This is a genomic window from Kribbella sp. NPDC049584 (assembly GCF_040675555.1).
Classification (GTDB): Bacteria; Actinomycetota; Actinomycetes; order Propionibacteriales; family Kribbellaceae; genus Kribbella.
Genome location: NZ_JBFAPF010000010.1, coordinates 173,293 through 185,046 on the forward strand (window position 1 = coordinate 173,293; position 11,754 = coordinate 185,046).

General features: G+C 68.3%; 12 protein-coding genes. 7 read left to right on the forward strand and 5 right to left on the reverse strand.

Annotation, left to right across the window (positions count from 1 at the left end):
• Nucleotides 1–783 (forward strand): phytanoyl-CoA dioxygenase family protein, encoded by a 783-nt coding sequence (locus AB0J62_RS30030; RefSeq protein WP_363878051.1) that lies wholly within the window; start codon nt 1–3, stop codon nt 781–783.
• An 18-nt stretch (nt 784–801) separates the two neighbouring features.
• On the opposite strand, the gene AB0J62_RS30035 is transcribed toward AB0J62_RS30030, so the two are convergent.
• The 4 genes from AB0J62_RS30035 to AB0J62_RS30050 all read right to left on the reverse strand — a co-directional run bounded on the left by AB0J62_RS30035 (nt 802) and on the right by AB0J62_RS30050 (nt 4,298).
• Nucleotides 802–2,580 (reverse strand): 3-hydroxybutyryl-CoA dehydrogenase, encoded by a 1,779-nt coding sequence (locus AB0J62_RS30035; protein ID WP_363878053.1) that lies wholly within the window; start codon nt 2,578–2,580, stop codon nt 802–804.
• Between the two features lie 64 nt (nt 2,581–2,644).
• Nucleotides 2,645–3,127 carry an NUDIX domain-containing protein gene (locus AB0J62_RS30040; RefSeq protein WP_363878055.1) on the reverse strand — a complete coding sequence of 161 codons (483 nt, stop codon included), beginning with the start codon at nt 3,125–3,127 and terminating at the stop codon, nt 2,645–2,647.
• Nucleotides 3,097–3,978: a methyltransferase domain-containing protein gene (locus AB0J62_RS30045; RefSeq protein WP_363878057.1), complete on the reverse strand. Its 882-nt coding sequence runs from the start codon at nt 3,976–3,978 to the stop codon at nt 3,097–3,099. Before AB0J62_RS30045 ends, AB0J62_RS30040 begins: the two co-directional genes overlap by 31 nt.
• Nucleotides 3,975–4,298 carry a hypothetical protein gene (locus tag AB0J62_RS30050; protein ID WP_363878059.1) on the reverse strand — a complete coding sequence of 108 codons (324 nt, stop codon included), beginning with the start codon at nt 4,296–4,298 and terminating at the stop codon, nt 3,975–3,977. The genes AB0J62_RS30045 and AB0J62_RS30050 overlap by 4 nt, the downstream gene beginning before the upstream one ends.
• Before the next feature lie 49 nt (nt 4,299–4,347).
• Here AB0J62_RS30050 and nucS point away from each other — a divergent pair, with 49 nt between their 5' ends.
• From nucS to glmS, 3 genes are all read left to right on the forward strand, one after another.
• On the forward strand, nt 4,348–5,007 hold the full coding sequence (nucS, locus tag AB0J62_RS30055; protein WP_363878062.1) for an endonuclease NucS: 660 nt from the start codon (nt 4,348–4,350) through the stop codon (nt 5,005–5,007).
• Between the two features lie 81 nt (nt 5,008–5,088).
• Nucleotides 5,089–5,370 carry a hypothetical protein gene (locus tag AB0J62_RS30060; protein ID WP_131292007.1) on the forward strand — a complete coding sequence of 94 codons (282 nt, stop codon included), beginning with the start codon at nt 5,089–5,091 and terminating at the stop codon, nt 5,368–5,370.
• A gap of 39 nt (nt 5,371–5,409) precedes the next feature.
• Nucleotides 5,410–7,230, forward strand: a complete 1,821-nt coding sequence (gene glmS, locus AB0J62_RS30065; RefSeq protein WP_363878064.1) for a glutamine--fructose-6-phosphate transaminase (isomerizing) — start codon at nt 5,410–5,412, stop codon at nt 7,228–7,230.
• A 118-nt stretch (nt 7,231–7,348) separates the two neighbouring features.
• On the opposite strand, the gene glsA is transcribed toward glmS, so the two are convergent.
• Complete coding sequence (glsA, locus tag AB0J62_RS30070; protein ID WP_363878066.1) at nt 7,349–8,863, reverse strand: glutaminase A; 1,515 nt, start codon at nt 8,861–8,863, stop codon at nt 7,349–7,351.
• Between the two features lie 76 nt (nt 8,864–8,939).
• Here glsA and AB0J62_RS30075 point away from each other — a divergent pair, with 76 nt between their 5' ends.
• The 3 genes from AB0J62_RS30075 to AB0J62_RS30085 all read left to right on the forward strand — a co-directional run bounded on the left by AB0J62_RS30075 (nt 8,940) and on the right by AB0J62_RS30085 (nt 11,705).
• Nucleotides 8,940–10,058, forward strand: a complete 1,119-nt coding sequence (locus AB0J62_RS30075; RefSeq protein WP_363878068.1) for a mandelate racemase/muconate lactonizing enzyme family protein — start codon at nt 8,940–8,942, stop codon at nt 10,056–10,058.
• Nucleotides 10,055–10,738 carry a FadR/GntR family transcriptional regulator gene (locus AB0J62_RS30080; protein ID WP_363878070.1) on the forward strand — a complete coding sequence of 228 codons (684 nt, stop codon included), beginning with the start codon at nt 10,055–10,057 and terminating at the stop codon, nt 10,736–10,738. The genes AB0J62_RS30075 and AB0J62_RS30080 overlap by 4 nt, the downstream gene beginning before the upstream one ends.
• Nucleotides 10,739–10,826: 88 nt before the next feature.
• Entirely contained in the window at nt 10,827–11,705 is an 879-nt protein-coding gene (locus AB0J62_RS30085; protein ID WP_363878072.1) for a LysR family transcriptional regulator, read from the forward strand.
• Nucleotides 11,706–11,754: the final 49 nt, after the last annotated feature.

Sequence of the window (11,754 nt, forward strand, 5' to 3'; positions counted from 1 at the left end):
ATGACAGTCGTGGACATCTACCAGCGGGACGGCATCGTCCAGGTCCCCCAGTTGTTCGATTCCGCTGAGGTCGAGCGGATCAAGACCGTGTTCATGGAGCAGGTCGCCGTCGACCATTCGCTCGCGATCGACGACGGCGTACCCGAGGACGACCCGCTGGCGAAGTACCCGCGGTTCGTGCATCCGCACCGGCGGACCGACATCGAGGCCGGACGGCTCTCGCTCGAGCTGATGCTGGACAGCCGGATCCTCGATGTCGTGCAGGCGCTCATCGGTCCGGCGCTGGGCGCGCAGTCGATGTTCTACTTCAAGCCTCCGGGCGCGCGCGGTCAGGCGCTGCACCAGGACAACACGTTCCTGCGCGCCGATCCGGAGACCTGTCTGGCGGCATGGATCGCGGTCGACGACGTGGACGCGGACAACGGCGGGCTGGCCGTCGTACCGGGTTCACACAAGACCGAGCTGGTCTGCCCGGAGCCTGCCGACCTGACCGAGTCCTTCACCAGTGTCGAGGTCCCGATCCCGGACGGCCTCAGCAAGGTGCAGACGAAGATGAAGGCCGGCGACGTCCTGTTCTTCCACGGCAGCGTCGTGCACGGCTCCCGCCCGAACAACACCGACGACCGCTTCCGCCGTTCGCTGATCTTCCACTACATCCCCGAGGACAGCGTCGAGATCGCCGCCTTCTACAACCCGCTCGTCAAGCTCGACCGCCGCGAAACAGTCCTCCCCGAGGCGATCGGCGGCGGCCCCTGCGGCGACTACGCGCAGGCCGAGCCGTAAACCCATCGGGCTCGGGACTCAGCTCGCGTAGTCGCGGAAGCCTCGGCCGGTCTTGCGGCCGAGGTACCCCGCGGTGACGAGGTGCTCGAGCAGCGGGGCGGGCGCGAAACCGGGCTCGCGGAACTCCAGGTACAGGGTGCGCTGGATCGCGAGCGCGACGTCGAGGCCGACGACGTCGAGCAGGGCGAACGGGCCCATCGGGAGCCGACAGCCGAGCTTCATCGCGGCGTCGATGTCGTCGACACCGGCGTAGTGGGCCTCGAGCATCCGGACCGCGTCGTTCAGGTACGGGAACAGCAGCGCGTTGACGATGAAGCCGGCCCGGTCGCCGCAGCGCACCGGGTGCTTGCCAGCGGCAACGGCTACCGCGGCCACCGTGTCGGCGACCTCGTGCGCGGTGCTGACCGTGCTGACGACCTCGACCAGCTGCATCACCGGGGCCGGGTTGAAGAAGTGCAGACCGACCACGTCGGACGGCCGCTTGGTCGCCATCGCGAGGTCGATCACCGGCAGCGACGAGGTGGTGGTCGCCAGGATCGCGCCCGGCTTGCAGATCTCGTCGAACGTCTCGAACAGCGCCTGCTTGACGCTGAGCTCCTCGACCACAGCCTCGATCACAAGGTCCACCGTGGCCAGATCGTCGAGCTTCGCCGTACCGGTCACCCGGCGCAGCGCGGCGTCGCGCTCCTCCGAGGACAGCTTGCCGCGCTGGACGCCCTTCTCCAGCGAGCGTTCCAGCATCGCACGGACCCGGTCGACCTTTTCGGTGCCGCGGGCAACATACAGGACGTCGTACCCGGCCTTGGCGCAGACCTCGACGATGCCGACCGCCATCGTGCCGGAGCCGACCACGCCGATCTGCTTGATCGGGCGGACCGCGATCTCGTCGCCGTTGCGCTGCGGGGTGCTCTCGTCGTCGACGACGACCGGCGAGTCCGGCCCTTCGTAGGTGTAGAAACCACGCCCGGTCTTCCGGCCGAGCAGTCCGGCAGTGACCATCTGCTTGAGGATCGGCGCCGGGGCATGCAGCCGGTTGCGGCCCTGCTTGTACATCGTGTCGAGGATCTCGTACGCCGTGTCGAGCCCGATCAGGTCGAGCAGCGCGAGCGGACCCATCGGGTACCCGCAGCCGAGCCGCATCGCCGCGTCGACGTCCTCGCGCGTGGCGTAGCGGGACTCGACCATCGAGACGGCGTGGTTCAGGTACCCGAACAGCAGCGCGTTGGCGATGAAGCCGGCCCGGTCGGCCGCGACCACCGGGACCTTGTCGAGGCGGCGGGCCAGGGCTTGTACGTCGTCGACCACGTCCGGCTCGGTGACGACGGTCTTGATCACCTCGACGAACTCCTGCACCGGCGCCGGGTTGAAGAAGTGCATGCCGACGACGCGGCGCGGGCGCTGGGTGGCGACGGAGATCTCGGTGACCGACAACGACGAGGTGTTGGTCGCGAGGATCGCGTCCTCGCCGACGATCTTGTCCAGCGCGGCGAAGATCTCGCGCTTCAGCTCGAGCCGCTCGACGACGGCCTCGATCACCAGGTCGCAGTCGGCCAGCGCCTCCATCGAGGTGGCGAACGTGACCCGGTCGAACAGCGCCTGCTGGTCCTCGACCGACAGCTTGCCGCGCTTCACGGCCCGGTCGGTCGAGTGCTGGATGTGGCCGCGGCCGCGCTCGGCAGCCTCCTCGTCACGCTCGACGCCGACCACCGTCAACCCGTTGCGCGCGAACACCTCGGCGATCCCGGCGCCCATCGTGCCGAGACCCACCACACCCACCGTCGTCAATTCCCGAGCCATGCTCTGCACTATGCCAGTCCGGATAGTGGTCCGCCCATGAGTTGCATCACCGGGGAGGCCAACCTCACACGTTCTCGTCGTACACGACCGGTGTCTCCATCCAGCCGTCCAGCAACCTGAGCGGATCCGGGGCGGCCAGGAGCGCCGCCGTGATCGGACGCGGCCGGAGGTCCAGCCCGGCGAGCTCGGGCAGCGGCAGCCAGACCGCGCGATAGCTGCCCCGTTCCGACTCGGCCGGGCTCGCCATCTCGGGACCGTCACCGGTGCCGAACTCGCCGCCGATGACGTCCGCGCAGAAGTAGTGCTGCGTACTGTCGCCGAAGTGCACGACCGCGACGACGCTGCGGATCTTCACCAGCAGCCCGAGCTCCTCGTAGATCTCGCGTCGCGCGGTCTCGGCCGGGCTCTCACCTTCCTCCACCTGCCCGCCGGGCAGAACGTAGTACGTCATCCCGTCCCGCACCCGCTCGATCGCGGCGATCCCCTGGTCGGTGAGCAGTACGACGCCCGCCCGGATCATGCGCGCGTCGCCAGCACGTAGAACCACATCCCGAACTTGCCCTGGCCGCGATCCAGCCGCTGCACTTCCCAGCCGGTGGCCGTCAGCACCTCCCGCAACGCATCCTCCTGCCAGAGGACGAAGTGCCGAGGCAGATCCAGATTGCGATCGGACCATTCCTCGCCCTTGCCTTCGCGCGTGGCGAACACCAGCACCGGGGCGGATCGCGCCGCCTTCCGCAGGACCTGCGCCAGGCCGGGGCGGTCGAAGTGCAGGAACACCGCGTTGGCGAAGATCGCGTCGTACGGTCCGCCGAAGTCGTCGGTGAGCGCGTTCAACCGGTCGACGGCGTACCCGTCGGCCCGCATCATGTCGATGAACGCCTGCGTCGCGTCGGTCCGCCGTACGACGAAGCCGCGGCGTTCCAGCTCGAGCGCATCGCGTCCGGTTCCGCTGCCGATCTCGAGCACCCGCCCGCCGGGTCCGACGCGCTCGGCGAGCAGATCGATCAGCTGGTCGTTGGCCCCGGGCGGGATCGAGTCGCGGAACTTCTCCGCCGCCAGCTCGTACGCCGACAGTGTCACCTCGTTGTCGGTCGCCACCCGCGTCCAGCCGTCGCCGGTGTGCTCGACGGTCGCCGGAAGCTTGAGGCCGAGGTCCACGCCCAGTACGACGACGGTCTCGCCGCGATGCAGGTCCGCGATCGACTGCAGCTCCTCGTCCGGGCGCTGGGTCAGCTCCGGTACGACGGTCAGCCGTACGCCGAGGCGCTCCGCCAGGCGGGATCCGGCCGCCGCCTCGAAGGTTCCGGCGTACACCTGAGCAACCCGCTCCCCGACCGCCGCCTCCTGCACGTCACCAGGCAGCAGCAGGATCCGCGCCGGACACATGAGATTCATCGGCCGACGTACTCCAACGCCTCGGCGGCGTACTCCGGCCAGGCCTGCGACTGCGCCAGCGGGATCACGACCCACTCCTTCATCGGCCGGCCCATCCCGGGGTCGAACGGCTCGGCGCCGGGCAGCGCGAGTGCCTTCTCCCGCGGCTCCGGCGGCAGCTTGAACGTCATGGCGTCGCCGAACATCCCCGCGAGCACCTTCTTGCCGACCTTGAGACAGGGCATACCGAACATGCTGCCCCGGACCACTCCGGCCGACTCCAGTTCGGCGGCCACCACGTCGTACGCGGCGACGGCCTGATCGCTGACCTTCGGCATCATGCTCACCACCCTCCCACTACCGGCGGCCGGTGCACTACGGTGCTTTCTCGTGCGCTTGGTGATTGCTACTTGTTCTGTCGACTACTCGGGGCGGCTGACGGCTCATCTGCCGATGGCGCCGCGGCTGCTGATGGTGAAGGCGGACGGATCCGTGCTGATCCACGCCGACGGCGGGTCGTACAAACCGCTGAACTGGATGTCGCCGCCGTGCAAGCTGACCGAGGAAGAGGGGGTCTGGAGCGTCACCAACAAGGCTGGTGAGGAGCTCCGGATCACGCTCGAGGAGGTGCACAGCGACACGTCGTACGAGCTCGGGATCGACCCCGGGCTGATCAAGGACGGCGTCGAGGCGCACCTGCAGGAGCTGCTGGCCGAGCATGTCCAGACCTTCGGCGAGGGCTGGACGCTGGTACGCCGCGAGTACCCGACCGCGATCGGGCCGGTCGACCTGCTGTGCCGCGACGCCGACGGCAAGCACGTCGCCGTCGAGATCAAACGCCGCGGCGAGATCGACGGCGTCGAGCAACTCACCAGGTACGTCGAGCTCCTCAACCGCGACCCGCTGCTCGCCCCGGTGCGCGGGATCTTCGCCGCCCAGCTGATCAAACCTCAGGCCCAGTTCCTGGCCACCGACCGGGGCCTCGAATGCGTGACCGTCGACTACGACGCCCTCCGCGGCATGGAGTCCGACGTACTCCGGCTCTTCTAACTCCTGACAAAACAGGAAATTTGCCCGATTTCGGGCAGAAGGTTTGCAGTGACCTCGAAAACACTGCATGGTGGTCGGGTGATCAGTGAGGCGGCGGCTGTGGAGCCGGTGGACGAGTTGGCCGATCAGGTCAGCCGGACGACCGGACTGTCGGCGGATGTCGCGCGGCGCGTGGTCGCCGACGTACTGGCCTATTTCACCGAGACGACCGAGGAGTACGTCCGGCGCCGGCACCGTGAGTTGCAGACCTACGGCGCCCGCAACGACGAGATCTTCGCCCGCCTCGGCACCGAGCTCCGGCACTGGCCGGTCCGCTCACCCGAACTCTCCGCCCGGCAGCTACGACGGATCGTCTACGGCTGACCGGGCCGCTCAACCGAACCTACGAAGGGGCACCACTACATGTGCGGAATCGTCGGGTACGTCGGCACCAAGCCGGCCGCGCCCATCCTGGTGGACGGACTGGCCCGGCTCGAGTACCGGGGCTACGACTCGGCGGGTGTCGCCGTACTGGGGTCCAGCGAGCTGAAGGTGCACAAGGACGCCGGTCGCGTCCGTGAGCTGGAGGCGTCGCTGCCGAAGCGGTTCGGCGGCAAGCTCGGCATCGGCCACACGCGCTGGGCGACCCACGGCGGTCCGAGCAAGGACAACGCACACCCGCACGCCAGCGGGAACGAGCGGATCGCCGTCGTACACAACGGCATCTTCGACAACGCCGGCGCGCTGCGCACCCAACTCGAGGACGCGGGCGTCAAGCTGCGGTCCGAGACCGACACCGAGGTCCTGGCGCACCTGATCGAGCAGTCCGAGGGCGCCACCCTCGAGGACAAGGTGATGGCCGCGCTGCGCCGGATCGAGGGCACGTACGGCATCGCCGTCATCGACCTCGACTTCCCGGACCGGATCGTGGTGGCCCGCAACGGCAGCCCGCTGATCCTCGGTATCGGCGACGGCGAGATGCACGTCGCCTCCGACGCGGCCGCGCTGATCCGCTACACCCGCCAGGTCGTGTACCTGGACGACGGCGAGATGGCGACCGTCCGCGCCGACGGGTACCGCACGTTCACGCAGGACGCCGCGCCGACCACCAAGACCGCGAAGACGGTCGAGTGGGAGGCCGACGAGTACGAGCGCGGTCTGCACGAGCACTTCATGATGAAGGAGATCCACGAGCAGCCGGACGCGGTCGGCCGGGCCATCCGCGGCCGCCTCGACGAGCGCTTCCACACCGTGCACCTCGGCGGCCTGAACATGGACGCCCGCGAGGCGCGTGAGATCAAGCGGGTCAAGATCCTCGGCTGCGGTTCGGCGTACTACGCGGGTCAGATGGGCGCGCAGTTCATCGAGGAGGTCGCGCGGATCCCCGCCGACGCCGAGCCCGCGTCGGAGTTCCGGTACCGCAACCCGGTGGTCGAGCGGGACACGCTGTACGTCGCCGTGTCGCAGTCCGGTGAAACCCTGGACACGCTGGTCGCGGTGCAGGAGCTGAAGCGCAAGGGCGGTCGCGTGATCGGCCTGGTGAACGCAGTCGGCTCGAGCATCGCCCGCGAGGTCGACGGCGGTGTGTACCTGCACGCCGGTCCGGAGGTCTCGGTCGCGTCGACGAAGGCGCTGACGAACATGGCGGTCGGGTTCGCGATGCTCGGCATCCACCTCGGCCGGATCCGCGACGTCTCCCCCGCCGACGGCCGCCGGCTGATCGACGGCCTGAAGAAGCTGCCGGAGCACATTGGCGCGATCGTCGCGCAGGAGGAGGAGCTGGCCAAGATCGCCGGCCGGCTCGCGAAGCACGAATCGCTGTTCTTCGTCGGCCGGACCCGCGGTTACCCGGTCGCGCGGGAGGGCGCGCAGAAGCTCAAGGAGATCTCGTACCGGCACGCCGAGGCGTACCAGACCTCCGAGCTGAAGCACGGTCCGCTCGCGCTGATCTCGCCGGATGTGCCGAGCGTCGCGATCGTCCCCGACGACGAGCTGCTCGACCGCAACATCGGCGCGCTGCACGAGATCGGCGCACGCTCCGGCCCGCTCTACGTCGTCACGCACCCCGGCGTCGACGTACCGGACGGCGTCGCGGCAAAGATCGTCGTACCGAAGAACGAGCCCGAACTCGACCCGATCCTGCTGACGATCCCCCTCCAGATCATCGCGTACTACGCAGCCGTAGCCCTGGGCCACGACGTCGACAAGCCCCGCAACCTGGCCAAGTCAGTCACCGTCGAGTAGCACCTGCGGATCCTCAGCTCATCACAACTGCAACTCCCTGCCCCCGCCACGCTCAACGCGGCGGGGGCAGCTGCATTCTGATGGCGTGCAGATCCGCCGCCTGCAGGCCGGACGGTGGCTAGAGTTGACGGCCCGGCTGTGCAGATTGCCGGGAGGCGCCTGCGCCCGCGCGCTCCGCGTCGACGGTCTGAGCCGCGACCGGGCTGGCGGTTCCCGGGCGGGCCAGGCCGGCTAGGGCGCGGTCGGCTGCGTTTGCTGCCTCGGCTCTTCTGTCTGCCTCGTTGAGCGTGCCGGCCGACTGCCGTCCGCGCTCGGCGCCACCAACGCCGCGGTATGGGTGTAGGCCGAACTCGTTGACGAAGCGTTTGCAGACCTCGACCCCGCGGACCGAGTTGCCAGTCGCGTCCAGACGGGGCGAGTAGGTCACCACCGCCAGCCCTTTCGACGGCACCACCATCATGACGTTGCCGGAGACACCGCTCTTGGCCGGCAACCCGACCTGGTCGGAGAACTGCCCGGAGCCGTCGTACATGCCGCTGTGTCCCATCACGGCCAGCACACGTCCAGCGGTCTCCGGGGAGAACACGCGCCGGCCGCTCGGGGCGACTCCGCCGTTCGCGAGCGTCGCACCAGCCCTGGCCAGCTGCTCGGCGTCCATGGTGAGCGAGCAGACCATGGTGTAGAACTCGACAGCGTCCTCCGGAGCACGCCGATCGTTCGACCGAGCGCCTCTCAGCTTGCCGGCCTGCATGAGCCCGTTCGCGAATCTGACGTTGCCGAAGCCGGTGTCGCGCTCGGCCAGGAACGTCGCACCGTGCAACTGCGGTCGTTTACCCGTCATCGCCGCCCACGTGTCCCGGACGGTGGTGAACCGGTCCGACTGGTCCTTGCCGGTATCGACCAGCGCGAGGGTACCGATCGCTCCGGCGTTGATCATCGGGTTGCGGGGCCTGCCATCCGTGCCCAGCGACAGATGCGGATCGTTGAACGGGCCGCCGCTCTGCTCCTGGCCGACCCAGCGATGTACTTCGTCCGGCCCGAGCTGTTCCAGCGCGATCGCATAGTTGAACGGCTTCGACGTCGACTGGACGCTGAACTCGTCCGCCGTGTCCCCGATCGAGAACACCTGCCCGTCCGCCGTACAGATCGCGATCCCGAACCGCTCCGGATCGGCGTCCCGCAACGTCGGGATGTAGTCGGCGACGTTGCCGTCCCGATTCGACAGCAGGTCGCCGTGCATCGCCGTGATGCTGCGCACGTACTCCTGGAACTCGTCCGGAGGCACGGCCAGCTCGCCCGCCAGCGCGCGGTACACCACGCCGTCGCCGTGCTGAGCGATCTCGGCGTACTGCCGGAAGTCGATCTCCACCGGCTGGATGTCGATCCCCGCCGGACGGCCGACGTCGGCCAGCGCCGCACGGACGCGCGGATCGTCGGGCTGGATCCCCGCCTGTCCCAGCTTCGCGAGCAGTTCCCAGGCCCAGATCCGGCCGTTGTCGTCCTTGTCCACCGCCGTGAACGTCCGCAGCAGGTCCGGCTCCGACACATCCATCGCGACTTCCTTCCCCAGGCAGATGTGGTCACGCGACGACGTTGTCGGCGAGAAAGCAGCGTCGCCGACTGGTGTTTCCACCTGAGTCACCTGGTGTTACGAGGGTGTCAATCGCGGCCCTTGTTGGACAAGTTGATGACTTGTACGATCACAGGCCATGGATCGCATCCGCCAGGTGAAGCTGTCGTCCGTGGTTCTTCCGCTCGACCAGCCGATCAGTGACGCGAAGGTGCTGACCCGGCGGCAGCGGCCGATGACCGAGATCGTCTTCCTGTTCGCGGAGATCGCGACCGAGCAGGAGCAGCGCGGGATCGGGTTCAGCTACTCCAAGCGAGCCGGCGGTCCGGCGCAGTACGCGCATGCGAAGGAGATCGCGTCGGGGCTGATCGGCGAGGACCCGTCGGACATCGGCAAGGTGTACGACAAGCTGCTCTGGGCCGGCGCGTCGGTCGGCCGATCCGGCGTCGCGACGCAGGCCATCGCTGCGATCGACGTCGCGCTCTGGGACCTGAAGGCGAAGCGGGCCGATCTCCCTCTCGCCAAGCTGCTCGGCGCGCACCGGGACTCGGTCCGCGCGTACAACACGTCCGGCGGCTTCCTGCACGCGCCGATCGAGGAGGTCAAGGAACGCGCCTCGAAATCGCTGGCCGACGGCATCGGCGGGATCAAGATCAAGGTCGGTCAGCCCGAGACCCGCATCGACCTCGACCGGGTGCGTGCCGTCCGCGAGCACCTCGGCGACGACGTACCGCTGATGGTCGACGCGAACCAGCAATGGGACCGCCCGACCGCGCTGCGTTTCGGCCGGGTGTTGGAGCAGTTCAACCTGGTGTGGATCGAGGAGCCGCTCGACGCGTACGACGCCGTCGGCCATGCGGAGCTTGCCGCAGCGTTGGACACTCCGATCGCGACGGGTGAGATGTTGTCGAGCGTCGGTGAACACGTCCGGCTGATCGAGGCCCGGGCCGCCGACATCATCCAGCCGGACGCGCCACGGATCGGCGGCATCACGCCGTTCCTCAAGCTGGCGACGCTTGCCGACCACAACGGTCTTCAGCTGGCTCCGCACTTCGCGATGGAGATCCACCTGCACCTCGCGGCGGCGTATCCGCGCGAACCGTGGGTCGAGCATTTCGAGTGGCTGAATCCCTTGTTCAACGAGCGTCTGGAGACTGTCGACGGCCGCATGCTCGTGCCGGATCGGCCTGGCCTCGGCTTCACGACGAGCGAGCAGTGCGCGCGATGGACGGTCGACAGTTGCGAGTTCCACGGATGAGCGGTTTGGCGTACCAAATCGTCGAGGAGCTGAAGCAACGAATTCTGAGCGGGGAGATCGCGCCCGGCGAGAAGCTGCCAGGCGAGAACAGTCTGGTGGAGGAGTTCGGGGTCAGCCGGACTGTCGTGCGTGAAGCCGTCTCCCGGCTGCAGGCGGCCGGTCTCGTGGAGACATTCCAGGGCCGTGGCTCGTTCGTGCTGGAGGTTCCGGAACGTACGTCGGGACTCCGCGAGGTCCGATCGCACCGGGACGTGATGGAGCTGATGGACTTCCGGATCGGTGTGGAGAGCGAGGCAGCCGGGCTGGCGGCCGGCCGACGTTCGGTATACCAACTGAAGGGGATCGAGCGGGCGCTGGACGAGTACCGCAGGATCGGGGACGATCCGGCGCGGTCGGTGGAGGCGGACTTCGCGTTCCACCTGAAGGTAGCGGTTGCTTCAGGCAATCGTTTCTACTCCGACCTGATCGGCGAACTCGGGCCGATGATGATCATGCTGCCGCGGACGCGACTCGATCCGGCGTACGAGATGTCCGACCCGGACCACCTGACCCGGGTGATCCATGAGCACGAGAACATCCACGCGGCGATCGAGCACGCCGACCCCGAGGCGGCGCGTGCGGCGATGCGGGTCCATCTCTCGAGCACACGCCATCGGCTGCTGACCCACCAGCCCGGATAGTTGGCCGGGACTACCAGCGGGCCGGGCAGGAACGCCGATCATGTCTGTCCGAGACCGATCAGGCAGCGAGTGATACCTTTCGGGAATCATGTTCTCGCTCGATCAACTGAGCGCCTTCGTCGCCGTCGCCGAGGAACTGCACTTCGGCCGGGCCGCGGAACGGCTGAACATGACGCAGCCGCCGCTGAGCCGGCAGGTGCAGAAGCTCGAACGCGCCGTGGGGGCGCGACTGCTGGAACGCGACAACCGCAAGGTCGAGCTCACCGAGGCCGGGCAGGCGTTCCTGGTCGAGGCTCGCCGGCTACTCGCGCTGGTCGAGACCGCGGGCGATCTGGCGCGACGCGTCGACCAGGGCGCAGCGGGCACGCTGCGACTCGGCTTCACTGCGACTTCGGCTATTCGCACGCTCGGTCCGCTGCTACGCCGGATGGCGGAGGAACTGCCCGATGTTGATGTGATCCTGCACGAGCGGGTGACGCCCGGTCAGCTCGACGGCCTGCTGCGTGGTGAGCTCGATCTCGGTCTCGGGCGGCCGCCGTTCGACAGCGACGTACTGGACTCGCGGGTGGTATACCGCGAGCCTCTGTGTGCTGTTGTCCCCGGCAACCATCGACTGGCGACGCTTGGGCGACCGCTGTCCGCAGGCGACTTCGCCGGTGAGCGGGTGATCAGCTACTCGCCGACGCAGGCGCGCTACTTCCACGAACTGACGGTCCGGTTCCTGGCCGAGACGCATCCGCGGATCGAGCAGCGGGTGCAGCAGATCCTGACGGTCATCCTGCTGGTCGCCGCCGGCCGGGGCGTCGCGCTCGTCCCGGCATCGGCCCGCAGCCTTGGTGTGGAGGGCGTTGCGTACTGCGATCTCGAGCGTGCCGGCGGCCCGGTCGAGCTGCACGCGATCTGGCGGCGCGACGCAACCAGTCCGGTGCTGCGACGGGTGCTCACGATGCTCCCAGAGCATCACTAGATCCAAAATCGATCTTGGACAGGTATCCACGCGTCTTCTTACGCTGACG

Coding starts and splice junctions, on each gene's coding strand:
- AB0J62_RS30030 (WP_363878051.1), top strand. CDS start 1: ATGACAGTCGTGGACATCTACCAGCGGGACGGCATCGTCCAGGTCCCC.
- AB0J62_RS30035 (WP_363878053.1), bottom strand. CDS start 2,580: ATGGCTCGGGAATTGACGACGGTGGGTGTGGTGGGTCTCGGCACGATG.
- AB0J62_RS30045 (WP_363878057.1), bottom strand. CDS start 3,978: ATGAATCTCATGTGTCCGGCGCGGATCCTGCTGCTGCCTGGTGACGTG.
- AB0J62_RS30050 (WP_363878059.1), bottom strand. CDS start 4,298: ATGATGCCGAAGGTCAGCGATCAGGCCGTCGCCGCGTACGACGTGGTG.
- glmS (WP_363878064.1), top strand. CDS start 5,410: ATGTGCGGAATCGTCGGGTACGTCGGCACCAAGCCGGCCGCGCCCATC.
- AB0J62_RS30075 (WP_363878068.1), top strand. CDS start 8,940: ATGGATCGCATCCGCCAGGTGAAGCTGTCGTCCGTGGTTCTTCCGCTC.
- AB0J62_RS30080 (WP_363878070.1), top strand. CDS start 10,055: ATGAGCGGTTTGGCGTACCAAATCGTCGAGGAGCTGAAGCAACGAATT.
- AB0J62_RS30085 (WP_363878072.1), top strand. CDS start 10,827: ATGTTCTCGCTCGATCAACTGAGCGCCTTCGTCGCCGTCGCCGAGGAA.